Source organism: ANME-2 cluster archaeon (assembly GCA_019429385.1).
GTDB lineage: Archaea > Halobacteriota > Methanosarcinia > Methanosarcinales > Methanocomedenaceae > Methanocomedens_B.
Map to the genome: position 1 here is coordinate 1 of JAHYIS010000044.1, position 16,696 is coordinate 16,696.

21 protein-coding genes are annotated in these 16,696 nt (G+C 46.5%); 11 read left to right on the forward strand and 10 right to left on the reverse strand.

Features of this window, described 5'->3' with window-relative positions; genetic code table 11:
* On the reverse strand, positions 1–424 hold a 424-nt coding region (locus K0A89_11725), incomplete at its 3' end, for an IS1634 family transposase (GenBank protein ID MBW6519155.1).
* A gap of 298 nt (positions 425–722) precedes the next feature.
* Between K0A89_11725 and K0A89_11730 the strand changes: the two genes are divergently transcribed.
* Positions 723–935: a DUF2283 domain-containing protein gene (locus tag K0A89_11730; protein ID MBW6519156.1), complete on the forward strand. Its 213-nt coding sequence runs from the start codon at positions 723–725 to the stop codon at positions 933–935.
* Between the two features lie 83 nt (positions 936–1,018).
* Here the strand turns inward: K0A89_11730 and K0A89_11735 are convergent, their stop codons facing one another.
* Together K0A89_11735 and K0A89_11740 are read right to left on the reverse strand one after the other, a co-directional pair.
* Complete coding sequence (locus K0A89_11735; GenBank protein ID MBW6519157.1) at positions 1,019–1,204, reverse strand: hypothetical protein; 186 nt, start codon at positions 1,202–1,204, stop codon at positions 1,019–1,021.
* Entirely contained in the window at positions 1,205–1,747 is a 543-nt protein-coding gene (locus tag K0A89_11740) for a metallophosphoesterase (protein ID MBW6519158.1), read from the reverse strand.
* Between the two features lie 122 nt (positions 1,748–1,869).
* On the opposite strand from K0A89_11740, the gene K0A89_11745 reads away from it, so the two are divergent.
* The 3 genes from K0A89_11745 (at position 1,870) to K0A89_11755 (ending at position 5,547) form a co-directional block, all read left to right on the forward strand.
* Positions 1,870–2,802 (forward strand): ABC transporter ATP-binding protein, encoded by a 933-nt coding sequence (locus K0A89_11745; protein MBW6519159.1) that lies wholly within the window; start codon positions 1,870–1,872, stop codon positions 2,800–2,802.
* Complete coding sequence (locus tag K0A89_11750; GenBank protein ID MBW6519160.1) at positions 2,799–4,706, forward strand: ABC transporter permease; 1,908 nt, start codon at positions 2,799–2,801, stop codon at positions 4,704–4,706. The genes K0A89_11745 and K0A89_11750 overlap by 4 nt, the downstream gene beginning before the upstream one ends.
* A gap of 121 nt (positions 4,707–4,827) precedes the next feature.
* Positions 4,828–5,547: a PAC2 family protein gene (locus K0A89_11755; GenBank protein MBW6519161.1), complete on the forward strand. Its 720-nt coding sequence runs from the start codon at positions 4,828–4,830 to the stop codon at positions 5,545–5,547.
* Positions 5,548–5,586: 39 nt separating this feature from the next.
* Here the strand turns inward: K0A89_11755 and K0A89_11760 are convergent, their stop codons facing one another.
* The 3 genes from K0A89_11760 to K0A89_11770 are packed head-to-tail and all read right to left on the reverse strand — an operon-like array spanning position 5,587 to position 7,566.
* Positions 5,587–5,826, reverse strand: a complete 240-nt coding sequence (locus tag K0A89_11760; protein ID MBW6519162.1) for a hypothetical protein — start codon at positions 5,824–5,826, stop codon at positions 5,587–5,589.
* A gap of 5 nt (positions 5,827–5,831) precedes the next feature.
* On the reverse strand, positions 5,832–6,752 hold the full coding sequence (locus tag K0A89_11765; protein MBW6519163.1) for a hypothetical protein: 921 nt from the start codon (positions 6,750–6,752) through the stop codon (positions 5,832–5,834).
* 10 nt (positions 6,753–6,762) lie between these two features.
* Positions 6,763–7,566, reverse strand: coding sequence for a hypothetical protein (locus K0A89_11770; GenBank protein MBW6519164.1), 804 nt, complete (start codon positions 7,564–7,566; stop codon positions 6,763–6,765).
* 197 nt (positions 7,567–7,763) lie between these two features.
* Between K0A89_11770 and K0A89_11775 the strand changes: the two genes are divergently transcribed.
* The 6 genes from K0A89_11775 to aglJ all read left to right on the forward strand — a co-directional run bounded on the left by K0A89_11775 (position 7,764) and on the right by aglJ (position 14,104).
* Entirely contained in the window at positions 7,764–8,828 is a 1,065-nt protein-coding gene (locus K0A89_11775) for a formate--phosphoribosylaminoimidazolecarboxamide ligase (protein MBW6519165.1), read from the forward strand.
* A gap of 44 nt (positions 8,829–8,872) precedes the next feature.
* Positions 8,873–10,207 (forward strand): NAD(P)/FAD-dependent oxidoreductase, encoded by a 1,335-nt coding sequence (locus tag K0A89_11780; GenBank protein MBW6519166.1) that lies wholly within the window; start codon positions 8,873–8,875, stop codon positions 10,205–10,207.
* Between the two features lie 10 nt (positions 10,208–10,217).
* A complete protein-coding gene (locus K0A89_11785) occupies positions 10,218–11,360 on the forward strand; it encodes a Xaa-Pro peptidase family protein (GenBank protein MBW6519167.1) in 1,143 nt (380 codons plus the stop codon).
* 44 nt (positions 11,361–11,404) lie between these two features.
* Positions 11,405–12,286, forward strand: coding sequence for a type II methionyl aminopeptidase (gene map, locus K0A89_11790; protein MBW6519168.1), 882 nt, complete (start codon positions 11,405–11,407; stop codon positions 12,284–12,286).
* A gap of 95 nt (positions 12,287–12,381) precedes the next feature.
* The gene (locus tag K0A89_11795) at positions 12,382–13,125 is read left to right on the forward strand and encodes a hypothetical protein (protein ID MBW6519169.1); all 744 of its coding nucleotides are present in this window, start codon (positions 12,382–12,384) and stop codon (positions 13,123–13,125) included.
* A gap of 58 nt (positions 13,126–13,183) precedes the next feature.
* Positions 13,184–14,104: an S-layer glycoprotein N-glycosyltransferase AglJ gene (gene aglJ / locus K0A89_11800; GenBank protein MBW6519170.1), complete on the forward strand. Its 921-nt coding sequence runs from the start codon at positions 13,184–13,186 to the stop codon at positions 14,102–14,104.
* An 89-nt stretch (positions 14,105–14,193) separates the two neighbouring features.
* Here the strand turns inward: aglJ and K0A89_11805 are convergent, their stop codons facing one another.
* From K0A89_11805 to K0A89_11820, 4 genes are read right to left on the reverse strand one after another with little or no spacing between them, the layout of a single operon-like run.
* The gene (locus tag K0A89_11805) at positions 14,194–14,526 is read right to left on the reverse strand and encodes a hypothetical protein (GenBank protein MBW6519171.1); all 333 of its coding nucleotides are present in this window, start codon (positions 14,524–14,526) and stop codon (positions 14,194–14,196) included.
* 3 nt (positions 14,527–14,529) lie between these two features.
* Positions 14,530–14,958 carry a hypothetical protein gene (locus K0A89_11810; protein ID MBW6519172.1) on the reverse strand — a complete coding sequence of 143 codons (429 nt, stop codon included), beginning with the start codon at positions 14,956–14,958 and terminating at the stop codon, positions 14,530–14,532.
* A 14-nt stretch (positions 14,959–14,972) separates the two neighbouring features.
* Entirely contained in the window at positions 14,973–15,755 is a 783-nt protein-coding gene (locus K0A89_11815; GenBank protein ID MBW6519173.1) for a hypothetical protein, read from the reverse strand.
* Between the two features lie 5 nt (positions 15,756–15,760).
* Positions 15,761–16,024 (reverse strand): hypothetical protein, encoded by a 264-nt coding sequence (locus K0A89_11820; protein ID MBW6519174.1) that lies wholly within the window; start codon positions 16,022–16,024, stop codon positions 15,761–15,763.
* A gap of 425 nt (positions 16,025–16,449) precedes the next feature.
* Between K0A89_11820 and K0A89_11825 the strand changes: the two genes are divergently transcribed.
* Positions 16,450–16,696, forward strand: a 247-nt coding sequence (locus K0A89_11825; protein MBW6519175.1) for an NAD(P)-binding domain-containing protein, incomplete at its 3' end; no start/stop codon positions are given.

The following is a 16,696-nucleotide window of genomic DNA, read 5'->3' on the forward strand; positions in this document are numbered from 1 at the left end:
GGTTCAGGAAGTTTTGGCAGGTAAGTTTGTGTGGAAATTTCCACAGTATGTCCAATGAGGATGTGTCGAACCATTTCTGCATGGAATTTTCTGATAGTGCTCCATCACATCGACCGATGATGTTTAAAAGGAGATATTCACCAACTGTCAACCCTTCAATTTTCTTTTTGTCGGTGTGTTTGTTTACGGTTTCAATGAAGTTTAGTTCATCTGATATGGAAAGCAAGGCTGCTGTTTTACCATATTGAAATGATTTTAATTTGATGTGAGGTAATTCTGCTGCTTTTTCTTTCAGTTCTACAATCTTTTCTGCGGTTCCAAGGTACTTTTGCCAGACTTGTTTGGGTTTGCCATCAACTCGGGCCATTTCCACAGCATACCAATAGGTATGACCTTTGATGTTCTTTTTCTTTAGTGATACCATATTATTGTATTAGGTCATACACATATAAGTAGATATCTATGATTATCAATAGCAATAAAGTTATTATTGTGATATAAAAAGTTAGGCCATACACTTATAAAATTGCAGCATAGTCGCATGCTAACGATTTTCAATGAAAATTAGGCATCAATTCGTGTATCTTTGAAAGTCAAGTTAGATAAAGATCAAAATAAAGAAATGTTACTTAGGATTATTGGTGAAGAATTAGACGATAATTTCTATATCATAACAACGTATAAAACATCAAAGATAGATAAATATTGGAAAGGAGAAAATTATGAAAGCAGTCTATGATCCCGAAACAGATACTCTTACTTTAATTCTTAGGGATATACCAATTGCAGAAAGTGATGAGATAAAAGAAGGTCTTATAATCGATTATAGTGAAGATAATAAGATTGTATCAATCGAAATGCTTGATGCATCTGAAAACGTAGCCGAACCTCAAGCTTTTTCCTATGAGATTAAAGGTCGAAAAGCTACTGCGTGATTTATTTTAATTATATAAACATATTATCACATATCAGCTGCTAATCCGAACCCTCCTTCAGCTCTCCTGCCGCCCCTTCACTTTCACTTTACAGGGTGCCCCTCCCGGTCTGCTCCGCCTGCCCTTGTGGTGTGGGGGCTGGCAGGCGCTTTTCGATTAATCTGGCGGTCCTGGGGTATGGTTATGTATAGCTGCCACTGCCACCAATGCCCGAAAGGGCAGCAAGGTGGCAGCCAACCTTGTGGATTTTTGTGACTATGGAAAGCCAACTAATCCTTCCCCAGCGACCTCGCGAACCGAATACTATCGCACACTTCACCCTCAAAGTTCACAATAACCACCTCCACCCTTCCCCCCTCAACCCTCACCTCAGCAGCACTCGGCTCGGACTGTCTGGGCGAGGTTGGACTGCCCGGGCACAGCAAGGTGATATCCCCGCTCTTGTGTAGCTGTGGTCTGTGGATATGCCCGAAGATGAGCAGGTCGACCTCCAGTTCCCTTGCAAAATAACCCAGTCCTGTCATGTCAGAAACAGAAAGCTGGCCCTGGTGGGTCACACCTATCCTGACGCCTTCAGCCTCAAAAGTGGTATGCTGGGGAAGTATATGCCTGAGTTCAGGCGGGTCCATATTGCCTGCCACGCCCACCAGGCGGTTGATATCCCGCAGTTCATGGTAACATTGCAGGGACACGAAATCCCCGGCATGGACCACCATATCCGAAGAAGCAAGCATATCCAGCAGGGGTGCAGGCAGCATCTCTACTGGCTGGCCCGGTTTTAAGTGGGTATCAGAGATGACGCTGATCTTCATGGAGAATAATTGGGACCGGTATGGTATAATAGTATCGAGGACGGGACCGAACAGATTCATGCCATTCCAATGATTTATTATACATTAGAAACATTGTTCAATTGACGATATACGGGAGAAAAATGGAGTCTATTATCGAGATACGGTCCGTATCCAAGAACTACGGGGATTTCAGGGCATTACATGACATTTCCCTGGATATTGAAAAAGGAATTATTTTCGGACTGCTTGGACCGAACGGTGCAGGAAAATCAACCCTGATAAAAATACTCTCATGCCAGGCGCGACCTTCGTCCGGTTCTGTATATATTTCAGGGCTGGATGTGGTATCAGATAAAAAGGACGTCCTCTCCATCATAGGCGTGGTACCCCAGGAGAACAGCTTCTATGACGAGCTTACCATATCCGAAAACCTGATGTATTTCGGTTCACTGTACGGAGTTGCAGAAATTGACATTAAAAAAAGGAGCCATCATATCCTGGAGATGCTCCAGCTGAGCCAGAAGAGCTCTGCCCGGGCCAGTACCCTGTCCGGAGGCATGAAAACCAGGCTCAACATCGCCTGCGCCCTGATACACAAACCGGAAGTGCTCATACTGGACGAGCCCAGTGTGGGGCTTGACCCTGTTTCCAGGAAGGCTCTGTGGGATACCATCAGGGAAGTGAACAGGGAGGGGACCACGATACTTATCACCACGCATTATATGGAAGAAGCTGACCTGCTCTCTGACAGGATACTCATAATGCACAGGGGCACTATCGTTGTGGAGGGGACATCTGAAGACCTGAAGAACACAGTGGGTGAGCGGGTCATCCAGATAACGAGCACACCAGGGAATTACCAGGCCCTCACAGAACGATTGGGCACACTTGATTGTGTGGCATCCTGTGTTGTATCTGAAAAAGGGCTGCAAATAACGCTCAATAACGAGCAGGCACTGGCACAGGTCATTGATATCGTTGAATCCGGGAGCGAGCATATAACCAACATTGAATCCAACCGGCCCAGCCTTGAGAACGTGTTCATTCATTTTGCCAGGGAGGAGTGGCATTGACCATTGCCTCTGTCATTAAAAAAGATCTGAAGATATATTCCCGTCACACCAGGACAGTCCTGCTGATTTTCCTGGCACCCATACTTATTATGATATTGATAGGGTCGGTATTCTCTGGAGGTACTGACCAGGGACTGAAGGATATCAGACTGGGTGTGGGCGGGGGGTCACAACTCGGCAGGGAAATAATCCAGGAACTGAACAGCAGCCAGATGTTCCTTATTACTGAGGAGAATACCTCGGACCCGGGTGTTATTGAAGATGGCGTAAGGAGCGGGAAATACAGTGCAGGCATCTTCATACCCGTAGATGAGACCCAGGCCATGAAATTGTATATTGACAATTCCAGGGTCCAGATTGCGCCGGTCATATCCACGGTGTTCATTACCACGACTGAGAAGATGTCCTACGAACTCACCCTCGGCTTTATCAGCCATTTGTGGGAAGAACTGGGCCAGATGGAGAGAAAACTTGACCCTTTGCAGGAAGGGATCATTTCAATTAACAGCAGTATCAGTTCCCTGAACAGCAGTACTCAGGACGTGGTTCTGGCACTGGATGAGATAAACGCGACCCAGCTGCAGTTTTCGGTCGAAGAGATGAAACAGACCCTTTCCCAGATGAAGGTCGACCTGAACCGGACCGCAGCAGACATTGCTATCACACGGCAGGAGATACAACAGCTGGATACGAATGTAAACCTCATCAACAATGATGCTGTCCTGTTAAGGGATGAAATGAAGGTGGTTGTCGATGATATCAATAATGCTGATGCTGCACTGCTGGACCTCCAGTCAGGTTTGCAGCAGACCTATGACCTCACCTGCACGATCGACCCGTCAAAGCCACAATGTATTACCCTGTCTGCCACCATCCAGCAGGTGCAGGATACCAGGAACTTGCTGCAGGAGCGCACCGCTCCGGTGACCTCCCTGTACAACAGTCTTGATAGCGTGGCACAGACCAGTGCACAATTGCATGAAAAACTGAACATGACAGATGCCCGCCTCCAGGAGATGCAGGCTTCCATTGATGGCTACACGCTCGAGATAGCCAATATCAGTGAGAATATTGCTGATATGGAGAATGTGGTTGCCACCCTGGAGAACATGAAGGACAATTCGGCAAATACCTCCCGGCAGATGCATGATATGTCGATGAGTATGGCCAACAGTACAGCTTCGCTGGTATCAGAGATCGGGAAGACCAGGAATATTATCAATGAAGTGACTACGAAATCACCCACAGATGTTGCCGCCCCTGTACGAATGGAAATGGAAAAAGTGTTCAAGGATAAGTCCCAGCTTGATTTCCTGATGCCTGGCATCATATCCATTGTACTGATGTTCATCTCCTTTATGCTGGCATCCATCACAATCATACAGGAGAGGTCCCAGAAAACCCTGATACGCACGCTGCTCACACCCCTGAGCCTTGAAGAGTTCCTCTTTGCCAAGACCTTTGCGCTGATACTCATTGCCCTGTTGCAGGGCATCATCATGGTCATAGTGGCATTCCTGCTCTACGGGGTGTTCATTCCGGTTTCCCAGTGGGGAGGACTGTTCCTGGTGATTCTGGTGTATTCGGCTTCCTTCATCGGTATCGGGATGGCGCTGGCCACGCTGGCCGATTCCGAGAACACCGCAATGCTGATGTCCCTGGTACTGAGCATACCCATGCTGTTCCTGTGCGGTATGTTCTTCCCGTTCGAGACCATGCCTCCGCTGATGGCATGGCTGGGTAATGCCCTCCCCATCACAATGGGTATCAGGGCACTTGATTCGATACTGATATACCAGCAGGGGTCTGGTGTGCTGATTGGGTACCTGACACCGCTGCTGGGTTATGGTGTGGCCGGGCTGGGGCTGGCGTATGTGCTGCTGAGACGGGAAGTGATGGGGTGAAGCTCTCTTACTCAAAATTGAAAATAACAATAAAGGTAATCTATCCATCAATAAGAGATTATTTTTACCTTGAGTGACACTCAATAACTATATGGAAATACGATTTCACAATAAACCTGAGATGAAAAAGCCCAACATGCTGGTAGGTCTTCCCGGAATGGGAATGGTCGCCAGGAATACTGTTACCTCTTTTCTTGAACTCCTGAAACCTGAATTGTTCGCTGATATCCATGTGCCCTATCTCTCCCCTTCTCTTGCTCTTTTTGAGAAGGGACTGGTGGTACCCATGGAAAGGGAAGAAAGTCTCTTCAAGTTCTACTATTCACGTGAGAAGAACATCATACTCTTTACCGGTGAGATGCAGTTCGGCCTTATGACACAGGATAATGAACTGGCACAAAAGATCGTTGAAGTAGCAAAGCAGTGTGATGTTGATACCATCTATACCGTTATTGCAACGCATGTGGAAGGATATGTTGATGACCCGAAGGTATTTGCCGTGGCAACGTCCCAGGAGCTCCTTGATCATTTGAAATCCGAGTCCGTTGAAATAGCTGCCGGCAGTATGCAAATATCGGGAGTGAACGGTCTTGTTATTGAATATGCACAGCGGATGGGAATGAATGGCATAGCTCTGTTGAGCGAGACTGCTTTTCCCCAGGCACTGGACATAAAGGCGTGCTATGCAGGATTGAAAAAAGCGTCTGAATTGCTTGGAATCGAGATTGACATGAGCATAATTCAGGAAGAAGCAAGGAAATTCGAAGAAGGATTCAAGAAGTACATGAAAGAAATGCAGGTTAAAAAGAGCAGCGATGAAGATTTGAGTTATATTGGCTGACAGAGTAGACCTTGATACCCACTCTGGTATACCGGCAGGTCATTTCGATAAGAACATTTTCACCAGAACTGCCCCGAAACCAAGCACAAATAAGCTGAACAGCGCCTGCATGAGAGCCTTGTACCTGGGATCGAACAGGTCCGCAATTGCCCGTTCCATATTAAAAAAGAACGACAATAAAGCGATGAACATCAAAAATACCAGCATAACAACAACTGAGGCATTAATGAATTTCTTGAATGAATTTTCCCGTCCTTCCTTTAGTTGTTCATCGCTCATGGCATTCAACTCTTTTTCTTCCTGAGCATGATACTGACTACCAGCAATAAAGCTAAGAGTGCAACCATTCCCTGGAATCCCGGTTCTTTTGTGGGAATTGGTGAAGGGGCTGCCGTCGCCGTTGCCACGGGGGGTTTTCCTTCCTCGACAATGCCATAGGTCATAGGAGTATTGAACTTTATTTCATTGAGTCTGATCTTCTCATCGACTATTCCGCTGGCAACAGTCCTTCCATTTTCCAGGATATGTACGGAAAATGAATATTCACTATTCTTTGGAAGGATAAAGGTTACATCGCCCCTGACCCGTCCTGAACCTTTGATGATGCCGATTTCATCGACCTCGGTATATACTGAATAAGGATCGACGGTTGCCCTGACTTCCATGGTCAGAGGTTCTGAATCCCCGCCCTGGTTATAAATGCTTGGGGAAACATCAACAACAACTTTCGAGATACCATCCACAAATTGTCTGATTACCAGGTTCATGTCATTGATAACGATATCTGATGGTTCTTTTGTGTCCTGCATGGCTTTGACAGTTATAAATTCTCCATACGTATTGAGGATATTCCCGTTCTCAAGCAGCTCAACTTCCACCAGGTATTCTCCCGGTTCCTGAACGGCCATGGATATACTGTAGTGCGATTGCGAATTGCTTTTAACGTATCCGATATCTGCTTCTTTTTCAGCTACATTGAGATGGGTGGAAGGTTCTTGCACTTTAACTCTCAGAGAAAGAGAACTGCTATCTTTCGCCAGGTCATTCTGTATATAAGTGGTTATCGTAAGTTCGGTTCCTGTGTCTTTTGGAACAGAGAGAACATCCATACTTGAGATATGGATGTCATCGTATTCCCGAAGGCATCCGCTAAAAATGAGACTGATGGAAATGAAAACAAAAAGGAAAAATGTTATCAGTCTCATTGTATCACGGTTATAGTTTCACTTTCAGGGTCAGCACTTCAGAATCTATCACCCTGTCTTTATACAACAGTGATACGTACACATCTGTTTCACCGTTTGGTGAATCCTTCTTCACAGGGACAAATAATCCGGTTGTATAGGATGTCCCGCTTCGTGCCATTGCCTGGTCTATTGAAACGCTGCCATTGTTGCTAATTCTTTCATTTTCTACATTATACCGTACGACCAGGGTATCCTCGTCTATCGTGGTCTGTCCGTTATTAATCACATAAAAGGATATTGAGGTGTTCTCGCCTTTCTTGAGTTCCCATTTTTCCATTCTGGGGTCAAGCAGATGCTGCATATCCTTTACAAAACCCACGGATTGCAGTTCTGCATCAGGATACACAAAGGTTTCAACGGGAACGGTCTTTGTCTGGACGATAGGCTTACCCTTCTCATTCATTCCGGAAGCATAGGATATGGTAAGGTCAGTGGTATCCGAGGCAGCGGTAAATCCTGGTGACCTGGCCTGGAAACTTATCGATGCAGAACTGCTGGCATCATCTGTCCTTCCCGGAATATTCACCGTTCCGCTCTGGTCAACGCCAAACTTGCCAAACGAGGTCACTGTGACTGAATCAATTGGTTTATCGGCATTGTTGCTGATGACGATTTTCACATTATGTTCTTTAAATTCCGCCATCGATACATAAATACTGCTTATTGAAACGTTATCCGGATTGACCGGGTCAACGGGTTCTTTATTCGATGTACAACCTGAGATTAACAATATTGATAAAATCACAAGACTGATAAAAATCATTCGATTCATTATACTCACCTTACCAATAATTCACATTTATACAATACATACTTTTTTGTTATGTAATTAAATTAGTTGGCATATATATTTATATTTTTTTCAGCTATTCAAGGTCTGTAGATAAGAAGATAATCCGGCTCAAATCCCCCAATCTTAAATACTTCCTTACACAATTATGTTTAATGGCACAAACAAACAAGTCAATAATGAGTCCCGTCATCGCAAATATCCTCTCAGGATACGACAGGGACAACCTCACAATAGCAACCGTTACCAGCCACACCAGTTTGCAGATATTCGACGGCGCGCGCAAGGAAGGCTTAAAGACCATTGGCATCTGCATTGGCAAACCCCCTAAATTCTATGACGCTTTTCCCCTGGCCAAACCCGATGAGTTCCTGGTCGTTGATAACTATGCCAACATCCTGGATGTCGCCCCGGAACTGGCAGCAAAGAACGCCATCGTTATCCCCCACGGTTCATTCGTGGAATATATGGGTCATAAGAACTTCATGAACCTGGAACTGCCATCCTTTGGCAACCGCAATGTACTGGAATGGGAGTCTGACCGCAACAAGGAGCGCCAGTGGCTGGAAGGCGCCGGCATATCAATGCCAAAAAATATAGACGACCCCAGGGATATCAATTTTCCGGTCATGGTAAAATACCACGGTGCCAAGGGTGGCAGGGGCTTCTTTGTGGCCAAGAACAAAGCAGAATTCTACCAGCGTCTGGACGAGTCTCAACCCTACACCATCCAGGAGTTCATAGTGGGGACCCGCTATTACCTGCACTACTTCTATTCACCTTTACCCACGAAGGGATATGCCCTGAGCAAAGGCACCCTTGAACTTATGAGCATGGACCGGCGCGTGGAATCAAATGCAGACGAGATATTCAGGCTGGGCTCGCCCCGTGAACTTGAGGACGCAGGCGTATATCCCTCCTTCGTGGTCACAGGTAATATACCTCTGGTCGCGCGCGAATCCCTGTTACCCAAGATATTTGAGCTGGGAGAGCAGGTGGTGGAGAGGTCCCTTGACCTGTTCGGCGGTATGATAGGACCGTTCTGCCTTGAGACCGTATGTACCGATAAACTGGAATTCCGCATCTTCGAGATATCGGCGCGTATCGTAGCAGGTACTAACCTGTACATGTCAGGTTCACCCTACTCTGAGCTTATCGGACCCAACTTTTCAACGGGCCGCAGGATAGCCAGGGAGATAAAGAAGGCAGTGAAGTATGACAAACTTGAAGAGGTTCTGTCTTGAATGGAACATATGACGTTATAATCGTGGGAGCAGGCCCTGCCGGTATGTTTGCGGCGCATGAACTGCCGGGTCGGGACCTTTCAATATGTATCATCGAACAGGGGCAGGATATATTCACCCGCACATGTGACATGGCCATGATTAGCAGGTGTACCCACTGCGAACCCTGTGCTATCATGTGCGGTGTGGGGGGCGCCGGAACTTTCAGCGATGGCACGCTAAACCTGAGACCCGATATCGGCGGCGACCTGAGCGAGTTTACCCATGACCGGGATGCGGCCTGGGCACTGGTGGATGAGGTAGACCGGATATTTTTACACTATGGCGCACCTGAAGCACTGAACAGGCCGGACAATAGCGAGATAGAGTGTCTGAAACGCAGGGCCGCCTCTGCCGGTGCCAGGTTCGTAGATATCCCCCAGCGGCACATAGGTTCTGACAGGACACCTGAACTTATAAAAAAAATAAAAGACCACCTGGTTGGGGAAGGTATCCATTTCATGCTTGAAACCACCGTCACCGACCTGGTGGTAAACGAAGGGCAGTGTACCGGTGTGGTACTCAAAGACGGGAGCACTGTTGAGGCAAAGACCGTCCTGCTCGCTCCGGGACGGGTGGGTGCATCCTGGGTGGACGAGATGGTGAAACGTCACAGTATCCGCGCCCGTTATGCTGGTATCGATATCGGGGTCAGGGTGGAAGTCCCGGCTATTATAATGGAACCGGTGACCGCTATAAACCGCGACCCCAAGTTCCATATCATGAGTCGCAAATACGATGACTTTGTCAGGACCTTTTGCACCAACCATCACGGTTTTGTGGTCAAGGAAGAATATGAAGGATTCATAGCCACGAACGGGCACTCAATGAAGGATGCCCGTTCAGATAATACTAACTTCGCTTTCCTGGTACGCATTGAACTCACCCACCCCATAGAGAACACTACCAGGTACGGCCGTTCGGTCGCCAAACTGGCCACCACTATTGGCGGAGGTAAACCTGTGCTGCAGCGCATGGGCGACCTGCGCCGGGGCCGGCGCTCTACAACGGAACGCATCAGGCGAAATCCTGTCACCAATACCCTGAAGGATGTAACGCCCGGTGATATCAGCATGGCAATGCCCCACCGCATCGTTATGGACATCATTGAGGGTTTGGAAGTACTCAACCAGATAATCCCGGGCGTTGCATCTGATTCAACGCTGCTCTATGCCCCCGAGATAAAGTTCTATGCCATGCGCCTGGAAGTGGACCGGCAGATGATGACAAGCATTAAGGGACTGTATGCTGCAGGGGACGGGGCCGGGCTGTCCAGGGACATCGTGAACGCAGCGGCCACAGGCATACTGGCCGCCCGCGGGATAACAAATAACCAGTAGGTGGGTAATCATGGATCTTAAAGAGTTCCTTGGACACGAGTGGGTCGACGCTTACCTGATGCATTCCAACAGCACCTACAGTGCTGATATGTATTACACGACCCGGTTCTTGGCAGGCGATGCCTTCACTTACCTTAATTGTGGCCATGAGGTGCTGATGGTCTCAGGCATGGAAAAAGGGCGGGCTGAAAAAGAATCCGGGATAGCTGATATCAGGTCATCTTCGGATTACGGTCTCAAGGAAGAAGCAAAAGCGTACAAGGACAGCGGAGAGGCATACTGCAGAGTGCTCGCACGGCTCCTTAAGGACGAAGGATTGCACAAAGTGGCTGTACCCAGGGATTTCCCCGTGTTCTATGCCGACTGCCTCGAAAGGGCAGGATTCCAAATAACCTGTGTCAAAAGCCCTGTCATAGAACAGAGAGAGATAAAGACCGAAGGTGAGATACAGGCAATAACCACTGCCCAGCGCGCCTGTGAACAGGCTACTGCAAGGGCAGTTGAAGTCATAAGTAAGGCAGAAACCGTAAACGGTGAACTGATGACAAAAGGTAAACCTTTAACGTCTGAAGCTGTAAGGGCAGTCATACACCACTCCCTGCTGGATGCGGGATGTGAAGCCGATAGTACCATTGTTGCATGCGGTCCCCGCAGTTCCGACCCGCACTGGCAAGGTGAAGGCGTGCTGATGGCTGACCTGCCCATTGTGCTGGACGTGTTTCCCAGGCACGCGGTACACAGGTATTACAGCGACATGAGCCGCACCGTTATCAGGGGCGAGCCGGACCCTACGATAGTTGAAATGCACCAGGCTGTGCTCTCGGCGCAGGAAGCTGCATTTGGCCTCATAGGACCAGGGGTAAACGGCAGTGAGGTACACCAGGCAGTTTGCGATACCTTCACCGATGCAGGATTCTCTGTAGGAGACGGGGAAGGATTCATCCATTCCACAGGCCACGGCGTGGGTCTTGATGTCCATGAACGGCCAGGGCTTGGCCTGCAGGATGTGGTACTGGAAGCAGGGAACGTGGTCACTGTCGAACCTGGACTTTACTACAGGGACGTGGGTGGTGTGAGGGTCGAAGACATTGTCGTGGTCACTGCAAGTGGATGCAAGAACTTAACTACATTTGACAAGAATCTACGGATATAATAATCAAGGTGATACTTATGGATAAAAAGCAGGATGAAGAACAAATGCTGGAAGATATCGACCAGATCATTGAGAAATATGTAACCGCAGGGAAGATACTGTCACAGGTAAGGGAAAAGACAGCCAGACAGGTCACCGTTGGCGCAAACCTGTATGATGTGGCTCGATTTGGCGAGGACATGATACGCGAGCAGGGCGGTGAACCTGCTTTTCCCATAAACATTTCCTGTAACGAGGAAGCAGCTCATGCCACACCCAAAAAGGATGATACGGCGGTGTTCGGTGAGGATATGGTCAAACTGGACATTGGGGTGCATGTTGACGGTTTCATCGCAGATACTGCAAAAACCGTTGACCTCTCAGGCAATCCTGAACTGGTGGAAGCAGCCGAGGCTGCCCTTGAAGCCGCTATCAAGGCCATACATGCCGGAATCAACACTGCAGAGCTTGGATTGATAATCAATGATACTATTACCGGGTTCGGGTATAAGCCAGTAGCCAACCTGACCGGACACGGCCTGGCCCAGTACATGCAACATGTCCCGCCCAGCATTCCCAATATCCCTATTGATAAAGGGGTCGCTCTTGAGGTTGGACAGGTTGTAGCTATTGAACCCTTTGCCACGAACGGCCAGGGGTACGTGACCGAAGGTGCCAGCACAGAGATATATCACATTGTTGGTACCAGGCCTATCCGTGCACCTGCAGCCAGGGTTTTGCTCAAAGAGATCGAAGCATACCAGACCCTACCCTTTGCCAAACGCTGGCTCAGCTCAAAGCACCTGGATTTTGCACTGCTCCAGCTGGAAAAGAACGGAAACATCTCGTCATATCCGGTACTGAAAGAGGAAAAAGGGGCTTTGGTCTCCCAGGCAGAACATACCGTCATCGTGGAAGAGGACGGCTGTAAAGTGATCACCCGATAAAGGTAAAGCGACCACCAGGTAATTATGAACGGACCGTAGACATGAACAGGCATGGAATAATAGCTGGATTGCTGTTTATAACTGCATGCATATCAATGATAACTTCAGTCCATGCAGAATATGGATGGACCAACGAGATAATTATCTACAGTAATGGTATGCAATGGGAATATACCGAGCATATCTCAGGCATGGATTCCTACGTGTTCAAATATGACATTGATAAAAAGCAGGGCAATAAGGATGACTTTGTCAGTGCATGGGAACTGTTGAAGATGGATAAACACCTGAGGAACAAGTTCAGGACCTCAATTGAACAGAAAATGGATGTGAAAATAGACAATTCATCACATGGCATTACGATACGGGATATCGATGCTACTCTTTCTGCCGGGGCACTTGGGCCGGATGAAGCCCTGACCAATTTTACAAACACCTACCAGGTAATGTATGAGTTTGAAGAAGGGCTGCTCCAAAATGGCAGCACGGTCTGGCTACTGGGTGAGCCTGATAGTGAACTATCAATTACGTTCCCGGAAGGTACACAGATTATTTCAACCCATAATTTTGGGAACGTGACTCTGTATCGGAGGAAAGTCTCGGGCAGGTTCCCCCAAGGTTCGAACCGGACACAAACCACTGAAGGAGCAGTGATCACATACCACATCAACCGGACGTTGACGGAATCTTCTCTTAAGGGCCCTGGCGATACCTATCCTGTGGCCGGGGAGAATGAACATGTATCAGCCACTCCCGCACCTACCTTCCCGGTTCCGTTCATGACAGCCGCAACCACGCTATTTGTGATTGCAGCCGCACGAATGTTATCAAAAGATTGAATAGGTGTTACGTAAATTTATAATCAGTTAACCCTGAATTCATGGGAGAAACACAAACATGAACAGTACCATACATCCTGAAGACGTTTGCATTTTTATTCCCACATTGAACGAATCCCACACCATAGGCGGTCTTATTCACGAATTCAAGTCACTGGGGTTTTCCAATATCCTGGTCATGGACGGCCACAGCAAAGACAATACAGCCGACATTGCCAGGAAAGCAGGCGCTCATGTGGTGATGCAGACCGGTAAGGGAAAAGGGCAGGCAGTGATACAGGCTTTTGATACTATCGACAGCCCTTACATTATCATGATAGACGGCGATGGTACATACCTGCCTGATGAGGTGAACCGTTTTATTGAAGCTTTTGAGCAGGGTGCCGGACACATTATCGGTGACCGTTTCGCTAATCCGGGTAAAGGTGCCTTTACGAAGCTAAATTCCATGGGGAACAGGATACTGAACAAAATGTTCGGGTTCGCATACGGGGAGTGGCTCTCAGACATTCTTTCAGGATACAGGGGATTTACCCGCGAGACGATATCCAGGCTGGTATTGAACCAGACCGGGTTTGAGATAGAGACTGAGATGACCGTGGAATGTGTCAGGAATGAAGTTGATATACGAGTGGTTCCTATTACTTACCTGGCAAGGGCAGATGATGCTGCGGCAACAAAATTAAATCCCCTTACAGATGGGCTCAGGATAGGGAGGACGATATTCAATATGGCAAAGATGAACAACCCTTTGTTTTATTTTAGTGTAATGGGTGGAGTAACCGTTTTTATTGGATTTATAGTGGGAATCTATGTAGTAAATGAATGGCTTGCCAATGTTAATCATGTCCTGCTGGCATTACTGACAACACTTATTATCATGAGCGGCCTGCAGATGTTCATATTTGCCATGATGGGGGACCTGATAGTATCCCTCCATAAAGAGACCATGAGGGCTTTGAGGAAGTACAAGGAATAATAACAATATACCGGTGAATTGATTTAAAAAAAAGAAGAACCCAGGGCGTGAGACCCTATTAATTCATATTGACATTTTTTTAATCCTGTTCATTTGCCAAGTTCTTCAAACATCTTCCTGATAAAAATAGCTGAGACGAAGGCGTATACTGCTGCACTTACCAGACCCACATCCATGATAGCCTGAAGAGGTACAGCATAGTCTTTCAAGAATGTAACCTTTGCAAAGTTTGCAACTGCATATACTGCTATTGAACCGGTAAATGCGGAAAGGAACATCCAGAAATACGACGCACCGGCAGTCGCATACCATAGTTTTCGTGTGATATAAGCGATGCCTCCACTGACAATAAGGACAATAAAAGACAATGTTACCAATAAGAGATTCAAGGAAGTATAGAACGCTTCAAAATCAGATGGCATGTTCTACTCCTCCTTTTTGAACGGTTCATATATTTTATAGGTTGAATAAAACATGCAAATCATGCCTATCGGTAAAACAATGTCCTTTATGAGGCCAAAAAGATGATAATCAAAGAATACCTGTAATACTCCGCAAAAACCGAATACAAATAACAGGAACGTCCCAAAAGCAAACATATTCCATTCAGTCATGTCCATTGTCAGGAAAGTAGAGTACAGGGATTGTCCCAGTATCAGCAACGCTGCAGTGAAAAACAAATACGTGAACCAGTTCGTATACATTCCCTGGTCGCTATCCATCGATAGTGTCCTGTTAGCTGCAATATCGTTATCTGTTGCCGGAAAGATGTATCCAAGCAATATGAACAGCAATAGTATACATGCTGTGCCACCATAGAATATTTCGTTTGAATGTTTACTTATCGATACCATTTTTTCTCACCTGTTTATTTCAATCCATGCTTATCATAAAGGTCGTCTAAGAATTTCCTGGCTTTTGTCTCCCCCATCATTTTTGCCATTATTCCGCATGCAAGGATGTTAAAAACCGATTTTAACTCCTGAGCATTCCGTGTATCACGGTTTGCACCGATCTGTTGAAAGGCTTCAGTGACTATGACCTCGGCCCGCTTATCACCGTACATTATCCTTACCTTTCCCTTGACAGCCTGGCACAAAGCAACCCTTACTTCATCAGGCACTTCTCCGGTTTCCGGGTGTATCATGGAACCAGATTCTTTTACGGCGGGGGCAGAGGAAGAAGGCACTTCATGTGCAGGGGGTGAAATTTCCTGTCCTGAGCCAGGCTCTGCTTCGTGGACCGTTGCCGATGCAGTACCAGAAGTGGTTTTAGCTGCCGGATTTTGAGTTCCTTGTGCATCTTTCCTCATGGCTGCCAGATCTTCCGGTTTGATTGTCGTGATAGCTTTTTTCACAATCAGGTTCAATAATGATTCATCTGCATGCTTGGATGTAAAAGTCCCAAAAATATAATTTTTATTGACTGCCAATTGAATATATCCCTGGTCGGCCTTCACCTCCAGGCTGTTTATGGGAATTCTGGACCTAAAAATGTCAATAAGCTGGAACAAGCCACTGGAAGACTGGAACAATTCGTTTTCAAAAAGCTTGGGCACGTCATGAGCTATTATCTCACCATTCATGTTCATGAGATATGAACCAACAACACCATCAACGGTATTCCTGATGTCTTCAAAAATATTTGCCATGCCAATCATCTCACTGTTGATATCAGGGCATCGATCTTTTTGTCGACCAGGTCTTCATCGGCATCCTCAACCATGATGACACCAATGTAATACTCATGTTCAATAATGATGAGTATCTTGTAGCCAGGTCCCCGTATGACAGACCTTCGGGCGTTGCCTAAGGTAAACATATTTGTGGCTTCATTAATTGTTGTCCCTGAGAAGCCTATTATTGAATTATCAGCGTCCAATATTTCATGAGAATCAAGTACTGTTCCATCACTTTTCATGATAGATATACCCTTTACTCCCTGAATTTCGGTTAAGCTACTTATAATTGTTTTAGTATCCATCAACAAACCTCAAGTTTAACGTTTTCTTATTCTCCCCGGCCCTGTATTTTCATAGTTAAAATTTTTATAAGAGTATTTATTTTTTAATCTTACTTATATAGTTCGGTAGACGTGTAGCAGCAGACACTAACTTAAACTCATTCAGAACTGATAAACCGTTTCTATATTTCAAATCTACTCGAAATGATTTCGGGGTATTATAATGTAACATTCAGTGCATAAGCCATTTATACAAGAAAATCCTCCCTACGGTCGGATTAACTTGAGACCATGGACTTTGTCCAGGGTGTCTGATATAGTCGAACAAACATAAAGTCATTCTTTATGTACTACAAAAAAACTGCTATGAAAGGAATGGTATTATGAGAATTGCTATCCTTGGCGGAACGGGAAGCATTGGTGGCGGCCTGGCGCTCAGATGGGCTCTGGACCATGAGATCATTATCGGTTCCAGAATGTATGAAAAAGCCGAACTGACAGCCGATGAATACCGTAAGGTGCTGAAAGCTGCATCCGATAAGAGCTGCACCATTTCCGGATGCCTGAATGAAGACGCGGTAACAGATGCCGAAGTAATTGTATTGTCCGTACCCTATGAACATGTTGCAT

Coding starts and splice junctions, on each gene's coding strand:
- K0A89_11730 (MBW6519156.1), top strand. CDS start 723: ATGAAAGCAGTCTATGATCCCGAAACAGATACTCTTACTTTAATTCTT.
- K0A89_11740 (MBW6519158.1), bottom strand. CDS start 1,747: ATGAAGATCAGCGTCATCTCTGATACCCACTTAAAACCGGGCCAGCCA.
- K0A89_11745 (MBW6519159.1), top strand. CDS start 1,870: ATGGAGTCTATTATCGAGATACGGTCCGTATCCAAGAACTACGGGGAT.
- K0A89_11755 (MBW6519161.1), top strand. CDS start 4,828: ATGAAAAAGCCCAACATGCTGGTAGGTCTTCCCGGAATGGGAATGGTC.
- K0A89_11760 (MBW6519162.1), bottom strand. CDS start 5,826: ATGAGCGATGAACAACTAAAGGAAGGACGGGAAAATTCATTCAAGAAA.
- K0A89_11765 (MBW6519163.1), bottom strand. CDS start 6,752: ATGAGACTGATAACATTTTTCCTTTTTGTTTTCATTTCCATCAGTCTC.
- K0A89_11770 (MBW6519164.1), bottom strand. CDS start 7,566: ATGAATCGAATGATTTTTATCAGTCTTGTGATTTTATCAATATTGTTA.
- K0A89_11775 (MBW6519165.1), top strand. CDS start 7,764: ATGAGTCCCGTCATCGCAAATATCCTCTCAGGATACGACAGGGACAAC.
- K0A89_11780 (MBW6519166.1), top strand. CDS start 8,873: ATGTTTGCGGCGCATGAACTGCCGGGTCGGGACCTTTCAATATGTATC.
- K0A89_11785 (MBW6519167.1), top strand. CDS start 10,218: ATGGATCTTAAAGAGTTCCTTGGACACGAGTGGGTCGACGCTTACCTG.
- map (MBW6519168.1), top strand. CDS start 11,405: ATGCTGGAAGATATCGACCAGATCATTGAGAAATATGTAACCGCAGGG.
- K0A89_11795 (MBW6519169.1), top strand. CDS start 12,382: ATGATAACTTCAGTCCATGCAGAATATGGATGGACCAACGAGATAATT.
- aglJ (MBW6519170.1), top strand. CDS start 13,184: ATGAACAGTACCATACATCCTGAAGACGTTTGCATTTTTATTCCCACA.
- K0A89_11805 (MBW6519171.1), bottom strand. CDS start 14,526: ATGCCATCTGATTTTGAAGCGTTCTATACTTCCTTGAATCTCTTATTG.
- K0A89_11810 (MBW6519172.1), bottom strand. CDS start 14,958: ATGGTATCGATAAGTAAACATTCAAACGAAATATTCTATGGTGGCACA.
- K0A89_11815 (MBW6519173.1), bottom strand. CDS start 15,755: ATGGCAAATATTTTTGAAGACATCAGGAATACCGTTGATGGTGTTGTT.
- K0A89_11820 (MBW6519174.1), bottom strand. CDS start 16,024: ATGAAAAGTGATGGAACAGTACTTGATTCTCATGAAATATTGGACGCT.